Origin of the sequence: Actinomadura decatromicini, from assembly GCF_008121305.1 — a bacterium.
GTDB lineage: Bacteria > Actinomycetota > Actinomycetes > Streptosporangiales > Streptosporangiaceae > Spirillospora > Spirillospora syzygii.
The window spans coordinates 1,196,275-1,211,663 of the sequence record NZ_VSRQ01000001.1 but is presented as its reverse complement, the minus strand read 5'-3'; the positions used below and the strand labels follow the sequence as shown (position 1 = coordinate 1,211,663).

The window sequence follows — 15,389 nt, the reverse complement described above, 5'->3', positions numbered from 1 at the left end:
AAGGGTCGGGCCTCCCTTGGGCAGGTCAGCGGGTGTTTCCGCTGGTGATGGTGGTGCGCCCCCTGCAGGATTCGAACCTGCGCGCACGGCTCCGGAGGCTGTTCGTGGGACTGCGCCCTGAACTGGGACGATGTGAGTTCTTGTGGTGGCTTGGTCCATCCCTGGTCCAAACGGCTGGTGGCGCTTCCTGAGGGCTGGGCTCGACTGGAGGGGGCGGCTCGACCAGGGGGTTCGGTGCGGCCAGGTGGTTCGGTGCGACCGGGTGGTTGTCCAGCACCTGGTCGATCCGCTGGAACCAGACGTGCTCGAAGCCGGCCACGACCTTGGCGTAGGTCTTCTGCAGCACTTCCAGGCTGTGGCCGGCCCACTCGGCCACCTGCGCCCCGGGGACACCGGCGTACAGCCGCAGCGACACTCCGCCGTGGCGCAGATCGTAGGGGCGCCGCATGAGCGGCGACTCGCACTCCTCGGGTGTGAGGGCGATCTCGCGCGCCCGCTTCCAGACGTGCCAGTACGTCGAGGGGTGGATGAGCCTGTCGTTGACACTGCGGAAGAGCAGGCCGCCGGGTCCGGTACCGAACACCTCGATGTGGGCCCGCAGGATCGCGACCAACTCGGGCGGAATGGGGACCGGGCGGACGTCCTTGTGGCCCCGCCCCTTGAGGCCGCGTTCGTCGTGGGTTTCGCCGTCGTCGGTGAAGGCCTTGCCCGCCGCCGGGCTGTTCTTTTCCAGAAGGAGGAGCCCCCACCCGGTCGACGGAAGCCGGCAGTCCTGCTCGCGCAGGTGACTGACTTCCGCCGGGCGAAGCATTCCGTAGTACATGCAAGCGAAGAAGGCGACGAACCGCGGGCCCTGAGTGCGTCCGACGGCCTCCACCGCGGTGAGGAGCCTGCGTATCTGTTCGGGGCTGCCGACCACGCGGGGATCGATCTCCTCCACGACGGTGTCGCGGGTGGGCGGTTCCCACTCTAGTGCGGGGTCCGCCAGCGGATTGCCCGCAAGGCGGTTCTTGGCCACCGCGAACTTGAGCACGTTGGTCAGGACTCGGCGGCGGCGGTCAAAGTAGGCCGGCGCCGAAGCGCTCCCATCGAGGTTGGTCGCACACGCGTCCAGAACGCGCCTTACGGTGTCCAGGTTGTTGACCGCGGGAGCGGCCTTGGCGACCCAGGACAGGGCCGTTTTGATCTGCTCCGGTTGCGCGCTGTCGCGCTGCTTGGGATTGAACGCCCACCCACGCAGCGCGGCCCGGAGCGTCTCGGGGGCCGGTCCGCCTCGCTTGTCGGACACCAGCGCGACGGTGACGGTGACGAGGGTCTCGACCATGGAGACCCGGTGCTTGGCCGATGAGGCGCGCCATTTGCGGTCGATGTACTCCACGGCGTGGACGAACCAGGAGACGCTGCGCAGCTCCCTCAGCTTGCTCTCCGGCCATCCCGATTCGGAGTCGAACCCCTCGCCCCTGCGGGTGGCCTGGATCAGCCCGGATCTCTCGCTGTCGGCCAGCGCCTCGGTCGTGTACCACTGAGAGAACTGCCGGTCGTTGACTCTCCAGCGCACGCCGTACGGGTGCTTCTTCCCCCGGCGGTGGGTCAGCTTGTAGATGGTGACGTCGTAGCTCATCGTCATCTGACGTCGACCTCCTCAAGGGAGTCGAGCCAGGACTCGTAGTCGGTGCGTCGGATCCGCAGTTCGCCGTTCGGTAGGCGTTTGCACGGGGGAGTGCGGCCCAGCGCACGCCACTGCTGCCATGTCCGGCGAGGGATGTCTAGGTCGTCCAGGATTTGCCTGACGGTGAGCCAGTTCGGTTGTCGGTGTGCCATCGTAGGAGGCGCTCTTTTGAAGGGGCCGCGGTCCCGGCGTCGTTCTTGGTGGTTCGGCAGCCGGGACCGTGTCATGAAGGGGATGGAAGCGGGGAGCGGCGAGGCCGGGGCTCGGCCGCTGCGACCTCGCTGCGGCACCTCACACCCCGACCGGGTAGTCGTGCAGATCATCATAAGCACCCCGCCGCTTTCAGGACCGTGGGTCGGAGGCGTTGAGGCGCCTTGCACGCGCTCTCGCTCGTCGTGGAGCGAGAGGGTCATCTTCGGTGCCGCCTGCTGAGAATAGGCAGGTCGTTCGCTGGTGGCCGGGCGAGGTGTTGAAGCTTGCCATGTCGCTCTGGGGATGACTCGCCCGCTGCCCTGGAGGCGTTGTGCGCTGGAGCGTGAGCTGGTCGTCCTGGTCGATGACATCGGAGGCGCGCGTACCTGACGAGGGGGTCGGAAGAACAGAGGGTCCGTGAAGACAGCACGGTCGCGAAGTCCGGATAGTCGACGGTTCATGGCACGGACTCTGGATGGCCTCGGGAAGCCGTAATGGAGGCGGAGAACGAGGTTGCTTCGGCTCGCTGAACATGCCAAACGCATGCTCTGATGATAGGTGATGGAATGTCACGGAGTGTGTCAATAGTTCATCGGTGGACGAGTATCTGCCATTCGGTAAGTCACCCATCGTACTGATGGGTGAATGCTCCTACGGAGATTGGTGAACCGTGACGGTAGGTCGCCGAGTCAAGCCGGTCACTGTCTTCAATGCGGCAAGGTATGGCTCGATCTTAAACCCGAGGTTTATAAGGACGAGGAAGTCGGAGACGGGTCCCGAACCGTTTCCAGGAGGTTCCGGTCCGCAGCCGCGTTCAGGTCCAGGTTCCTCGATGTCTCCGGCGGCAGTCAGGCCGTAGCGGCGGAGCCGTTCGGCACCCTGCCGGTCTCCGGCGTATCCCCACAACTGGGCCGCCTCCGCCAGAGCGGGATACCCGGCGTCGGCGGCCTGCCAGTAGAGCCGTTTGGCGTCCTGCCAGTGCCCGGTCCTGGCCCGCCCGTGGGCCAGTGCCGCCAGAACGGAAGGGTTCCCAGTGTCGGCGGCTTGGAGTGCGAGTCGTTCGGCGCCCTGTCGGTCCCCGGCGCGCTCCCGTAGTAAGGCCAGCTTCTTCAGAGCCTCATGACGTCCGGTGTAGGCGGCTTGGAGCGCGAGTCGTTCGGCGTCCTTGTGGTTCCCGGTCTCCTCACGCAGTCGGACCAGGTCGGGGAACGCGTCGGACCATCCGACGTCTGCGGCCTGCCGATAGAGTTGTTCGGCGCCTTGCTGATCCCCAGCCTCCTCCCGCAGGCGGCCCAATTTCGCAAAAGCGTCGAGCCATCCGGCGTCGGCGGCCCGTCGATAGAGTCGTTCGGCATCCGGCCAGTCCCCAGCCTCCTCTCGCAGTTCGGCGAGACGTATCAGCGCGTAGGAGTACCCAGCGTCAACGGCTTGGAATGCGAGCCGTTCAGCGCCCTTCGGATCCCCGGCCTCCTCCCGTAGTTCGACCAAGACCCCAAGCGGAAATGGGTTCCCGGCGTCGAAGGCTTGGAATACGAGCCGTTCGGCGCCTTGCCAGTCCCCGGCATCCGCTTGAAGCACAACCCGGTACAGCAACGCATCGGGATGCCCGGTACCTGTGTCCTGGCAGGCCTTGGCCTTCTCCCGCAGAAAGGCCAGATACGGCCGTGCGTGGGGATTGTCGAGGTCGGCTTCGAGGACGTCGAGTCGTTCGAGTTCCTGCACGAGGCGGGCCATCTCCCGCAGCTCGGCGAGGTACGGCCGTGCGTCGGAACTTCCGGCATTGGCGGCTTGGAGCGCGAGTCGTTCGGCGTCCTTGTGCTTCCCGGCCTCGTTTCGCAGCATAGCCAGATGCAGCAGCGCGTCGGGATCTCCGGCGTCGGCGGCCTCCCGGTAGAGCGACTCGGAGTAGTACATCCCCTCCCCAGGCTTGCGCAGCATCTTGTCCATACGTCGCAGAACGTCGGGATCTCGGGTGTCAGCAGCCTGCTGGTAGAGCCGTCTGGCAGTCTCGCCGTCCCCGATCCTCTCTCGTAGCTTGGCCAGGTCCAGCAGCGCAAAGGGGTTCCCGGTGTCGGCGACCTGCTGGTAGAGGTGGGAGGCGTGACGGTAGCGGCCCCTGGTCTCAGCTTGGCTCCCAAGGGTGGTGAGGTCGTTGGGGGTGTGGGCGTGGTGGACGGCCGCGTCCCAGAAGGTCGTCGGGGGGCAGATGCGGCCCCGCTTGGCGCGGGCGCGTTGTTCGAGATAGTCGGCCAGCCGGTACAGCCGGTGGGGCGGGCGCGGCTCACCGGGGCGGGGCCGATGTCTGACCAGCGGGCCCGGCAGACGTCGGTGCTGGGTGGTGAGCTCGTCCAGCGCAGTGGGGGAACCAGTCGGTCCTGTCGATCTGGTCCCACTCGTGGTCATCGAGGTAGCCTGGAGCGGCGTCGCGCAGCAACGGCTCGGGCAGGTAGAGGCTGTGGCCGAGGCGGCGTGCGTCCATCGCGGCCCACAGCACCGCCCGCGCTGCCGGGCTGGCCTCCTCATAGCGGCGCAACAACTCGGGAGCGCCGGCCAGTTCTTGGGCGATCCGCCCGCCGCGCGCCTGTTCGGTCGCGGCGCGCAAGCGCGGGTCGGTGGAGATAGTAGCGGCCAAATCGGTGAGCTGTGTGGCGGTGAACTCAGGCGGGGCAGTGATGTACTTGGCCTGGCCGAGCAGTGCCCGCGCCGCGCGGTGGGGATCCGGTTTCGCGGGGTCATTGGAGGCAGCGGTCAGGGCGCGCCGGAAGTCAGGCCACATCGATCCCAGCAGGAGCACAGGTCCGCGGGCGGGGTCGGCCAGCAGCGCCTGCAGCTCGGTCGCGACCTGTTCACCGCCTGCGGGTAGGAGGTAGAACTGGGCCTCGTTCAGCCAGATCACCGTCCGCGCGGCGACGCGTCCGGCGTGGACCGCCTCGGCCAGCGCTGCCGGACGTTCGGGGGTGAGTGGATGCCAGACCCGCCAGTCGGGCAGTTCGGCGCGGATCGCTTCCCAGCACGCCCGCGTCTTGCCCGTCGAGGAATCGCCGACCACGAGCACCATGAGGCTGCCGCGTGCCGCGCCTGCGACGGCGGCGCGCAACCGGTCGTCGAAACCCGGCCGGGGCAGGTACACCGGCAGCACCGGCACCTGTCCGGACATGCTCGCCGTGCTCGCCTCGAACGCCTGGTGCACCTCTAACGCCAGCGCGTCCTGCTCGCCTAGCTCACCGATCACCCGACCTAGCGGTCCCGAGGGGGACGTGTCGCTCTGCTCACCGAGGTTGATGATGAGGTCGCGGCCTGCGGTGTAGGCGTCGCGTGCGGCGTTTGCATTCTGGTGGACGCCAGCCTCGGACCCGGACTCGGGCGGCTCGAACTGTGGATCTGTTCCCACACCGTGCACGCTACGGACATCGCCCGCGCGGTACCGTTCGCCGCCCTCAGAACCAGCCGCTCGGCCATGTCCGGCCATCATCCGGGTGGCGGTGGGTTCGACCTTCACTGCGTCTGGCCGCCGCTTGCGAATTGATCACCTCACCCCCACCCCGACCGGTCGAACGAGACCTGGTGCCCGCACCCTATTCGCCCGCGGTCGCTTCCGAAATGCCCCGACCGTCCAGCGTGACTTGCTTCCGTGGATCTCGCGCCTAGACCTGGGAAGGTGGGCGTTGAGGCTGGTCACTACAGGTCTTCCCACTCCCACCGGTCGGCGGGACGCCCATCCGGCTCCCGCCCGAACCGATACCGCGCCATGTGATCAGCAACAAGTAGAAATAGACCGAACATACCCGCAACCGGCAACCGGGTGGCGAGTGCGGTCACTTGCTCGTCGGCTCCGACCTCCCGCAACCTGTTCAGCAGGGTGGCGACGGCGTCCGGGTTGTCGAAGGTGGTGTGTGCGGCGGCCCGGGTGGCCAGTGCGGCCACCTGCTCGACCGCTCCGATGCTTCTTAGCGCGACCAGCAAGTTGAAGACGTCATGTGGGTTGTTGAGGGCGGCGTGCGCGATGGCCCGGGTGGCCAGTGCGGCCACCTGCTCGTCAGCTCCCCGTAACTCGTATCGCGTCCGCTCGCGGCAGGTTCCCTGACTCTCCGGGCTTTCGATACCGGCTTCGCACAGGAAGCGGAACGGCTCACCGATGTCGAGGGCATCGGACCAACCTATGTGCGCGAGATCGAACAGGCTTTGCAGCGTGCCGGATTTCCCGTTCGCCACCGCGACGAGCACGACCACGAGTCACCGGGCGGCGAGTGGATCAGAAAGCAGAAGAGCGAGGCATAGATGATCGCCTCTGAGTCCTCAGGCGTCTCCACCAAGCGCTCGGTACGCTCCGTTACTGGTGAATTGGGTGACGGTAGGAGTGGGGTCAATGGCGGTCGGCGACAAGATCACGATCTCGCTTGCGGTCTCTCGGAGCACGGCTGGAGGCTGGTTGCGCGATGAGGACCGGTACGCACAAGGGAGCCAGGGACTCGCTGACAAGTGGGGAAGCGATGACCTGAGCATGCGTGCATCAGCCCAGCAACACCGAGATGTAGCCGATCAACTCGCGTTCCAGCTAGGGGACCTGAGCGATCTGATCGAACAACTTCGCAGGCACATCGCTACGGCTCGGCGAGAGATCGATAAGGTCGAACAGAGGGACGACAGCGAGTATCGGCAACGACTGGCCGAAGATCTTCCCAACATGGTTGCCGACCTGGAACGACTCCAACTCAGGCAGCGTGCATACGAGGCACGCCCGGACGTGCCACCTCAGGACGATGTGTAGTCGGAACCCGTACACGTTGTGTGGCGCTATGCCGACTCGGGCGATCAGCCCATCGGCCGGGGGTCGCCCAGGGCACAACTCGACTCAGCGGGCCAGCGCGTAGGCAGTTGCAGCAATGCTGAGTGCGAGAGCCAGCAAGAACGCAATGTACGAAGGGATGAACCTGGGGGCCCAGCGTGGAAGCGGTGCCGCCATGCGGAAGGAATTCAGGCCAAGCTTGATCGCTAGGCGGTCTTGGATCTCCACGAGGGCTAGCTCCCCAACTGTGGCGAGTCTTCGTTGTTGATATCCCACCGCAAACGTGATCAGTGACAGCGGGATGCCAGTAGCCGCAACAAGGGCGGCGACCACGTCGTTGCCGTTGTTGAGGGCGCTCACATAAGCCGTGGCGAGGATTGCGGTGGCTATGAGGAAATAGTTAAGGACCTGGAGGCCTCTGCTGAGGCGTGTGTCGTAGTAGGACCATGCATGCCCTAGCGCAGCAACGAGGAGCTGATCTTGGTCCTCATTGACCTGCTGCGAGGGCGGTTCCGGCGTCGCCACCCTTTGAGGATGCGCTCGCAGCCAAATGGGGTCAACGCCGTCTCTGGCTGCGCACATTTAGCAGGCCGGGGTGCGGCTCGGGCGGCTGGTACCGCTTGGCGATGATCCGGGCCGCGGCGACGCCTGCCTCGTGTGCGGTTGTGGGTCTTGTGGTGGTCGGTGCACAGCGGCCAGCGGTTGTCGTCGTGGTCGGTGCCGCCCAGATGTGCGGGCACGCGATGGTCGACGTCGGTCGCGTGGTTACCGCAAATGCCGGGGCCGGCTGGCCACTGGCAGAGATGCCCGTCGCGGCGAAGGGTGCGCGGGGCGACGGTGGCTGGCCTCGCCGGGTTCCTGGTACTCGCCGTCGACGTCCTCACCCGGTGAGGGGATGCGCAGTGTCGGTGCCGTCGGCCCGGCACACCCGAGCGTGCCGCCGGGGGGTCGGTTCGTCGTACCCGTGATCGTCAGTAGCGGGCGGTCGGAGGGCCAGGCGCTCGGGACCACGCATTCGATCCACGCCGTCGTCCTCGTGCGCGAACCCCCCACCAGGAAGCGGCAGCCTGTCCCGGTCTCCCTTACGGGCAGCGACGTACCGGACGGAGTGGGAGACAGATGAGACGATCAGTCCGGCCTCAGGGGGCAGGCCGAGGGCTCGGGCGATCAGCATCCGCTGCACCTCGGAGGTCCCCGCGCCGACCTCCAAGATCTTGGCGTCTCGGTAAGTTCCGCCGATGCCCGGCAGCGCGTGGCAGAGGCGATATGAGCTTCGGAGTGCGCCGTCGTGCGCACATAGTCCCGCACGGTTCTGCGTTCGTTCATCAGCCAACTGAACGTCAGGTTCAGGACGTCGGTGGCCCAGCCGACCAGCGCTCCGGCGTAGGCCTTGTCCGCCCAGGCTTGTGGTTCATTCGCAGCCCCTGATCCCGGAGCTCGGCAGTGACCCTCGGCGATCCGTAAACCATCCTCGGCCTTGTGGATCTCACCGATCTTCGCCGCCAGGAAGTCGTCGGATCTGCGCCGCGCCGGCCAGGCCGGGGCCGCTGACAGCCACCGGTAGAACGACGACCGGCGATCTCAAGTACCCCCGGCACAACCGCTTCACGCCGAAGGCGTGCTTGTGATCGTTAACGAACTCGAAGCGGCTCACCAGTTCGTCTCGCCCGCGAAAGACTTCGCGGCCTTCCGCAGAATGTCGGGTTCCAGTTCCGGGAGGGCTCAGGGAAATGTAGGGGTTATTTCTTGCATTGCCCGGCCGGGCTGCGGGTCCTGGTGCTGTTGAGTACCGGGGCCGTTGGGGCGGGGTTGGCGGCCAGGAGGGCTGTGGCGGCGGGGGTCAGGTGGTGGACGACCTTCCTGCCGTCCCGGATCGATTGGATCAGGCCGGAGTTTCGGAGGGCGGTCGCGCTCATCGAGGCGGCTGGGACCGACACGTCGAGGCGGTGGGCGAGTTGGGAGGTGGAGGCGGGGGACTTGGCGAGTTCGCGTAGGGAGCGGGCCCGGCCTGGTCCGATCAGGGACGACAGGGTGTCTCGAAGTAGTGAGGGAGGCAGTATCGGGGTGGGGGCGATGGAGTAGATGAGGATCGGGACCTGTCCCGGGGCCAGGATCGGGTGGAGTGCGGCTTGGCCGAACGCGCAGGGCATCGCCACCAGTCCGCCCGTTCCATCGAAGCCGGGGGAGTCGGGGCCTGGGATGATTAGTCGTTCGTCCCTCCAGGCCAGTCCGTGGTGGAGGGAGGCGAGTGCGGCCGCGGGGCCTTCGGCCAGGAGGGTGGCGGCGCGCTGGCCGAGGTCGGCGTGGAGTTGCCGGGAGATCTGCGACCAGTCATCGGCCAGGCACGCGTCATAGAGTTCCCGCAGGGCGTCGAGGGTGCCGTTGAGGTCGGGAGATGCTGCCTCCAGGGCCTGGAGTTCGGTGTCGAAGCTGGGCTCGGTGTATCCATAGCCCGCCAAGGGCGGTGCCAGGAGGGTCGGCGGGGCTGAGGGGTCAGCGTTGATGCGCGCGACCAGGTCATAGGCGGCCGGAGGGACGTTGCGACGTGCCGTGTGCCACCAGGTGCGACGGAGTGAGGAGCCGCGGCTGCACGCCGAATCGTGTACGCCGTGCACCAGATGGCCGAGCGGTGAGAGCGCGAACCTGGTCTGGGCCAGGTCCACGGAAGGGTAGCTGATCGTCGTCACGTCGCCCCCGAAGACACATCAGAACGCGCAAGTCGATCAAGCGAGCTCACCAGCGTTCCGGCACTCCTCTCCGGCAGCCTGTCGCGCCACCTCGCGACCTCGGCGCGCAGTTCCTCCAGGATCTCCGCGACGCAGGCCGCGAGGTCCGCGCCTGTTCTGTCCATCTCGTTGACGAAGCAGACGCGAGGCATGCGACATCGGTCGGCCTGTCGCCAGACGGTCTCCGACTGCGGCTCAACGCCGGCCACGGCGTCGAACACGGCCACCGCGCAGTCGAGCACGCACAGGCACCGCTCGACCTCCACGGTGAAGTCGACGTGTCCCGGTGTGTCGGTGAGGTTGATGGTGTGGCCGACGCCGTCGAGCGTCGGCCGGCAGTTTGTGGCGGCCGGGGCGATGGTGATGCCGCGTTCGCGCTCCTGGTCGGTGAAGTCCGTGGTCGTAGTGCCGTTATGGACCTCACCGACCTTGTGGGAGACGTCCGCGTAGTTGAGGATCCGCTCGGTCGTCGTCTTGCCCGCGTCGACGTGAGCCGTGATCTCGATGTTGCGGATGGTGATCAGGTCTAGGGTCGTGGCGGTCATGGGGTTCGTCCTTCTCGTGTGCGCGTGGATTACGACGTCCGGCCGGGGCGTGAGACAGCGGTATCGACGCGGGGCGAATCAGACGCACCCGGTTTTCCGCGCCTCTGTTCGGCGGCTCACGTCAGTGACGAGAACCAGCTCAGGGCGGCGGTGGTGCCGGTGACCTCGGTGCCGAGGTGGATCGAGCCCTGGAAGAGGTGGGGTGGGAGCAGGACGGGCCTCAGGTTGAAGGCGGTGGTACAGCGATCGGTGTTGGCGTTCACCACCTGTTCGTCGTTGTTGGCGTAGAAGAGACGGATCGGGGCCTTGGGGCGCCATCCGGAGCAGATCGCGTCGGAGCCCGCCATGGCCTTCGCGAGCGGGTGGTTGGGATGCCGCAAGAGGGCGAAGCCCTGTGGGGTGAGGAGGTGTTCCAGATCATCGGGCAGCGCGGCGAGCATCTGGTTGCCGGGTGTGTCGCCGTCGAAGAGCCTGTCCACCCTCGTGGCGTAAGGGGCGCGGAAGATGTCCGCAGGCGATCGGTAGAGGTGATGGAGCCTGTTCCACGCGACCAACAGGTAGGAGGTGTAGGCGACCACCTGCTTCGGCGGGATCTGCTTCTCCGCCAGCATCGCGGGCACCTCGGCCTCGCGGATGGCGTACGGGCCGCTGACGGGGGCCACCGCCCGGAGCCCGAAATGCGGGTCTGCTCCGTACTGGAGCTCCCGCGCGAGCCCGAGCGCGGCCAACGCTCCCTGGGAGAACCCGGTGACCAGGACATCCCGGCTGGGGGAGCGGCCATGGGCGAGCAGCACGTGCCGGGCGGCCCTGAGCATGTCGAGCGAGGCCGTCGTCTCCGACGGCAGGTCCATATAGGGGTGGCCCCCGGGGCCCTCGCCGAGCCCAAGGTAGTCGGGAGCGACGGCGGCGTAGCCCGACGCGGCGAACGTCACCGCGGGGGCACCTGGGTACTTGTTGCCTTGGGAGGGAGCGTCGCGCCGGTAGGACAAGGTGCCGTGCGCGAAGGAGACCAGGCGCGGGTGCCGTGTGCCGCCTATAGGCAGCACCAGTAGGCCGCTCGCCGTGGTGGGGCGTCCGTGCGGGTCAACGGTGTGGTAGCGGAGCTTGTAGAGCGTCGTGCCATATCTGACCGATCCGCTGGGGAAGCCCGCCTTGTCCAGCGCCTTCCTGACTCCGGCAGGGTCCAGCGACGTGATGGTGACGGGCCGGGCGGCCAGCGTTCCCCGCGCCAGAGTGGTGTGGGCGAGTACGGGCGTCGCGAACGAGAGGGCCGCGCACACGGTCGCAGTCAGAGCAGTTGTTCTTCGCACACTGCCGATGCTAGGAAGATCCACTTTTGCGGACACACCGTCTAGCACCCTGCCCGAGGGTGTATCTAGCCCCCCTCGCCCTTACGCCGCCCTGGCCCGGAAGGTGTCGCGGTAGGTCCGAGGTGCGACCCCGACCATGCGGCGGAAATGCGGCGCAGCGCCACCCCGTTGGCGAAGCCGACCTGGTGGGCTACGGCGTCGATGCCGATGTCGGTGGTCTCGAGGAGCCGCTGGGTCTGCACTTTCGCGCCGGTGAGGTCATCGTCGGCGGCGAGTTCGAATCCGCCCGATCCTTCCTGACAGCCGGCATGGACGCGCTCGGCGAGCCGGGAGACGATCCGGTCGCGCCGGCAGGCGTAGGGGATCCTTCCCGGTTCGGGTGACGCGCTGGATCTTGTGTGTCGGTGTTGATCCAGATTCGTAGGGCTTGCGAAGTGGTCGGGAATTGGACGCTGGCCGGGGACGAGCCGGCGTTTCGTCGAAGTATCCATAGCCCGCCAAGGGCGGTGCCAGGAAGGCCGACGGGGCTGGAGTCGGCATTGATGCGTGCGACGAGGTCGCAGGCGCCCGGGGGGCGCTGCGACGCGCTTTTTGCCACCAGGCGCGACGCAGTGAGGAACCACGGCTGCGCGACGAATGGTGGACGCCGTGCACGAGATGGCCGAGTGGTGAGAGAGCGAACCTGGTCTGGGCCTGGTCCACAGTGGGGTGGCTGATCGTTCTCACGACACGCCCCCGAAGGCGCATCCGAACGATCTCCAGCGCGGAAGGCACAGAGCGAGAATGATCAAGGTCTGGCCAGATCAAACCATGGAACCGAGCCGACGACAGAGGGACTGGGGGTGATCGTTTCACTCGCGGGCTTAAACAATCGCACTTCTCTTGGCCGCTGCGCATAATGGCGACACATATCAGGTCGAGAAGAACTGGCAGCGAGGAGGTTCGCCTACAGGTCTGTTATGACGCCACCGGCCGACTTTCGATGGGGATTGTCCGCGCCGCTGGCACCTTCCTCAAGGAAAGGAGTACCAGGTGAGGATACCGTTCTCCGGTCGCCGCCTCAGCGCTGCCACTGCGCTGACTGCGATCACTCTCGTCGGTGGAGGTCTGGCGATGGCGCCGGGCGCGTCCGCCGAAACGGGCCCTGCGAAACCGGCCACCACAGCCTCTCCCAACGCCAACGCGGGGGCCTGCGCAAGAGAGCTCCAGCAGATGGCCTACGAGGTTACCGCGATACGGAATGGGATCTGTATGTCGACGGCCTTCCTCGCTAGCGCCGGATCCGGGGATCGGGCCACCGCCATGTGCGTTCCCGCAATGATGGCTACTGGCGTAGACAAGGGGACTTCGCTTCGGGCGTGCTTTATGGCGGCGCAAGGCTGATCTGGATCCGGTCGGGACAATTCTCTCATTCGGAATTGGCATGAACTAATTCAACGGCAACGCGAACAAGTCAAGTGCGTCGTCGATGACCGCGACCTTCAAAGCCATTATGGCCTCGCCCCTTTTCTGCTCCTGGATCAGTTTCGAAAGGAGTAGCCCCCGTCTCTGATCCTCGTCCCTGGAAAGGAATCTGCATGGTTCATGCCCCGCTTCGCCCAAGGGGAACACCATCACCACTCCACGGACCAGCAAGAGCCAGGAGCGGCCGGGCCGGTCAGTAGCGGATCCCTGGTCTCGGCTTTCTCCGAGTGAGCAAGGCCGAGACCAGGGATGTCTGGCGCACCCGATGGGGCGCACCTGCCCCCGTATGGCAGAGCAGCGCTTCGGCATGGACAGGCGAGATGTTCGGTCGGTGGCCGCGCGCAGCGCCATGAGGACGGGGTCGGCGCGGCACCGAGGCGATCACCGTCAGCGAGAGCGGCGACACCATCGATATCGACGGCAAGCAGTACTCCGCAATGGACGAGGAGGAAGCCATGGACGGGTACAGGCACATGTGCGGTCAGAATTGAAGTGCATCACCCGCGAGGCTTCCTCAGGCGCGACGGGCCCGGTGCGCGTCGTAGAGGAACGCCGTCAGGGCCCGCGCTGGCCTCCGCTGCCGGGCCAGCCAGAAGGTGGCGACCAGATACGTGGGCCACGCATGATGCCGCCCAACTCGAGCCCGAGCCCGACTCCGAGCCCGACTCCGAACCCGCCCATGAGCCCGGGCGCCAGCCCGCCCATGAGCCCGAAGGCGCAGGCGTGTAGCAGGTTCAGGGCACAGTCCGCGCGCCAGGTGGTGACTGGTGTGTTCGCACGTGCCCCCGGCGGTAGTCGACGTTGTGTGACCAAGATCGACGAGCTCGCCGAGGGCATCGAGCACGCTGTCTACCAGTGCCGCCTGCCGCTGTCCAGCAAGACGATCACCTTCGTGGCCGAGGTGCTGGGCGGCCATCTGAAAGCGATCGGGTTGCGGTGGCGCAAGCTGCCGCGCGGACGGATCGCGGTGATCGTGCTGGCGGTGCTGCGCCATGATCAGTGGCTGGCCGGCATGGCCAGCGGCAACGGCGTGTCACCGTCGACGATCCGCCGCTGGGTGCTGGAGGTCATCAGCCTGCCGGCCACCCGTGCGCCACGGCTAGAGCGCGTACTGAGCAAGCTCTCGGCCACCGGCGCCGATGTGGTGCTGCTGGACGGCACCCTGGTGCGCACCCGGCGCCGCAGGGCCCGACGACCGGCGCAACTACTCGGGCAAGCACAAGGTCCATGGGCTGCTGTTCCTGGCGCTCACCGACGAGCGCGGCAACCTGCTGTGGATTTCGGCCGCCCGGCCGGGACGCTCCAACGAGATCACCACCGCCCGCCATAACCGCGTCTGCGCCCACCTGCGCCAAGCCGGGCTCGGCGCCCTGGCCGACCTGGGCTTTGTCGGCCTCGACGACCAACCCGATGATGCCCCGTTCATCATCACCGGCGCCAAGGCCACCCGGACAAGGAAACTGACCGCCGCCCAGAAACAGGCCAACGCCCTGCTCAGCACTGAGCGCGCCCGCGCCGAGCACGGCTTCGCCGACCTGAAGAACTGGCGCGTGTTGACCAAGTCGCGCTTGGACGCCGGCCGCGCCACCCGGCTGCTGCGCGCCCTGCTCGTGCTCACGACCACCGAGATCACCCGCTGACACCACCCCTGCCCGCACGACGCGCACACTCAGGCGCGGACCCCACCGGATGCAGGCTCCAGCAAGCAATTACGACGCACACCAGCACGACGAACCGGAATAAAACCGGCACCACCCGGCCCGGCACACCCCGGCAACGACCGACACCCGGCCAACCGGACGGGAGTCCACCCAACTCACCGCAGTCCCAAGCAGGACCCACGAACACCGCGGCCTGCGCGCGTCCGGACACTACGTCAACCCCACGCCCTCCCGGGCACCGACGGCGCTGACCACAGCAAGCACACCACCGGCAAACGATCAACACCCGCCAAACACACCCCACCACCTACTCACTCACACCAAACCGACCCCAGGCCACCCCCTGCGACCTACGAAATTCAGGATGAAAACCTCCCAGTAGGCGCGCAAGGTGCCGCTTTTGGGGTTCCCAACCAACCCCGACCCCCGCCCCTAACAACGACCCGCCCCGGCGTAGGGCTCTACCCATAAGAGATGTGCGACCCTGCCAGCGCGCTTAAGTTCTTAAGTGATCACCGAGACCCGCAGTGAGGTTACTCGTTGTGCCCGTTGCGTCGATGTCCTTGCTTGGGCGGTCTGGTCGCATTTGTCTCTATTAACTGTTGGCCTTAATAGCTTGCCTAGGTGTGCTCGCGTCCCCCAGCGTGGTGAAGGTGAGCGATCGGTGAAACGCACTGGTCGACCGCAATGACCGCAACAACCGAGATGTTCTGGGAGGTTCGTATGAAGACTATGGTGAAACGCACACTCGCGGCGACCGCCTTGGCGACCGTGGCCCTCGCGGGTGCGGCCACCACCGCGGCCACCACCGCATCAGCCAGCGCGGGTCGGTCCAGCGGCGTCGCCCAGCCGAACTGTGGCGGGCCGAATGGTGACGGCTGCGACTACAGGCGCTTTCCGCAGTCCTTCCCCTCCTACTCCGCCTGCATGGCCATGGCCCGTTTTCAAGGCATGGTTGACTACTATTGCACACGGGACGACACACACGGCTATGGGTCCTACTCCCTGTTCTATGTGCCGAATTGGTGAGCCTCTT

The 15,389-nt window shown here is 66.7% G+C and carries 12 protein-coding genes and 2 pseudogenes; 5 read left to right on the top strand and 9 right to left on the bottom strand.

The window, feature by feature from the left end:
* Positions 1-25: 25 nt before the first annotated feature.
* From FXF68_RS04920 to FXF68_RS04905, 4 genes are all read right to left on the bottom strand, one after another.
* A complete protein-coding gene (locus FXF68_RS04920) occupies positions 26-1,627 on the bottom strand; it encodes a tyrosine-type recombinase/integrase (protein ID WP_148757659.1) in 1,602 nt (533 codons plus the stop codon).
* A gap of 885 nt (positions 1,628-2,512) precedes the next feature.
* Positions 2,513-3,595, bottom strand: a complete 1,083-nt coding sequence (locus tag FXF68_RS44720; RefSeq protein ID WP_246178436.1) for a tetratricopeptide repeat protein — start codon at positions 3,593-3,595, stop codon at positions 2,513-2,515.
* A 547-nt stretch (positions 3,596-4,142) separates the two neighbouring features.
* Positions 4,143-5,252 (bottom strand): hypothetical protein, encoded by a 1,110-nt coding sequence (locus FXF68_RS44715; RefSeq protein ID WP_246178313.1) that lies wholly within the window; start codon positions 5,250-5,252, stop codon positions 4,143-4,145.
* A 287-nt stretch (positions 5,253-5,539) separates the two neighbouring features.
* Entirely contained in the window at positions 5,540-6,091 is a 552-nt protein-coding gene (locus tag FXF68_RS04905) for a hypothetical protein (RefSeq protein ID WP_148757657.1), read from the bottom strand.
* A gap of 136 nt (positions 6,092-6,227) precedes the next feature.
* Between FXF68_RS04905 and FXF68_RS04900 the strand changes: the two genes are divergently transcribed.
* Positions 6,228-6,629, top strand: coding sequence for a hypothetical protein (locus FXF68_RS04900; RefSeq protein WP_148757656.1), 402 nt, complete (start codon positions 6,228-6,230; stop codon positions 6,627-6,629).
* Between the two features lie 84 nt (positions 6,630-6,713).
* Here FXF68_RS04900 and FXF68_RS04895 read toward each other — a convergent pair whose 3' ends face one another.
* The 5 genes and pseudogenes from FXF68_RS04895 to FXF68_RS04875 all read right to left on the bottom strand — a co-directional run bounded on the left by FXF68_RS04895 (position 6,714) and on the right by FXF68_RS04875 (position 11,228).
* Positions 6,714-7,172 (bottom strand): hypothetical protein, encoded by a 459-nt coding sequence (locus FXF68_RS04895; protein WP_148757655.1) that lies wholly within the window; start codon positions 7,170-7,172, stop codon positions 6,714-6,716.
* A 619-nt stretch (positions 7,173-7,791) separates the two neighbouring features.
* Positions 7,792-7,887, bottom strand: a pseudogene (locus FXF68_RS04890) (acyl-CoA dehydrogenase family protein); the annotation flags it as partial.
* 499 nt (positions 7,888-8,386) lie between these two features.
* The gene (locus tag FXF68_RS04885; protein ID WP_187437724.1) at positions 8,387-9,334 is read right to left on the bottom strand and encodes a winged helix-turn-helix domain-containing protein; all 948 of its coding nucleotides are present in this window, start codon (positions 9,332-9,334) and stop codon (positions 8,387-8,389) included.
* Between the two features lie 101 nt (positions 9,335-9,435).
* Positions 9,436-9,918: pseudogene (locus FXF68_RS04880) on the bottom strand (GTP-binding protein); the annotation flags it as partial.
* Positions 9,919-10,034: 116 nt separating this feature from the next.
* Positions 10,035-11,228, bottom strand: coding sequence for an alpha/beta hydrolase family protein (locus FXF68_RS04875; RefSeq protein WP_222869800.1), 1,194 nt, complete (start codon positions 11,226-11,228; stop codon positions 10,035-10,037).
* Between the two features lie 185 nt (positions 11,229-11,413).
* Between FXF68_RS04875 and FXF68_RS04870 the strand changes: the two genes are divergently transcribed.
* From FXF68_RS04870 to FXF68_RS42110, 4 genes are all read left to right on the top strand, one after another.
* Entirely contained in the window at positions 11,414-11,611 is a 198-nt protein-coding gene (locus tag FXF68_RS04870) for a hypothetical protein (protein WP_148757652.1), read from the top strand.
* A 1,886-nt stretch (positions 11,612-13,497) separates the two neighbouring features.
* A complete protein-coding gene (locus FXF68_RS43625) occupies positions 13,498-14,022 on the top strand; it encodes a hypothetical protein (RefSeq protein ID WP_246178450.1) in 525 nt (174 codons plus the stop codon).
* A complete protein-coding gene (locus FXF68_RS42960) occupies positions 13,925-14,332 on the top strand; it encodes a transposase family protein (RefSeq protein ID WP_246178434.1) in 408 nt (135 codons plus the stop codon). Before FXF68_RS43625 ends, FXF68_RS42960 begins: the two co-directional genes overlap by 98 nt.
* A 744-nt stretch (positions 14,333-15,076) precedes the next feature.
* The gene (locus FXF68_RS42110; protein ID WP_187437723.1) at positions 15,077-15,382 is read left to right on the top strand and encodes a hypothetical protein; all 306 of its coding nucleotides are present in this window, start codon (positions 15,077-15,079) and stop codon (positions 15,380-15,382) included.
* Positions 15,383-15,389: the final 7 nt, after the last annotated feature.

Excerpts from the sequence above, each read along its gene's own strand:
- FXF68_RS04920 (WP_148757659.1), bottom strand. The coding sequence starts at position 1,627 with ATGACGATGAGCTACGACGTCACCATCTACAAGCTGACCCACCGCCGG.
- FXF68_RS44720 (WP_246178436.1), bottom strand. The coding sequence starts at position 3,595 with ATGGCCCGCCTCGTGCAGGAACTCGAACGACTCGACGTCCTCGAAGCC.
- FXF68_RS04900 (WP_148757656.1), top strand. The coding sequence starts at position 6,228 with ATGGCGGTCGGCGACAAGATCACGATCTCGCTTGCGGTCTCTCGGAGC.
- FXF68_RS42110 (WP_187437723.1), top strand. The coding sequence starts at position 15,077 with ATGAAGACTATGGTGAAACGCACACTCGCGGCGACCGCCTTGGCGACC.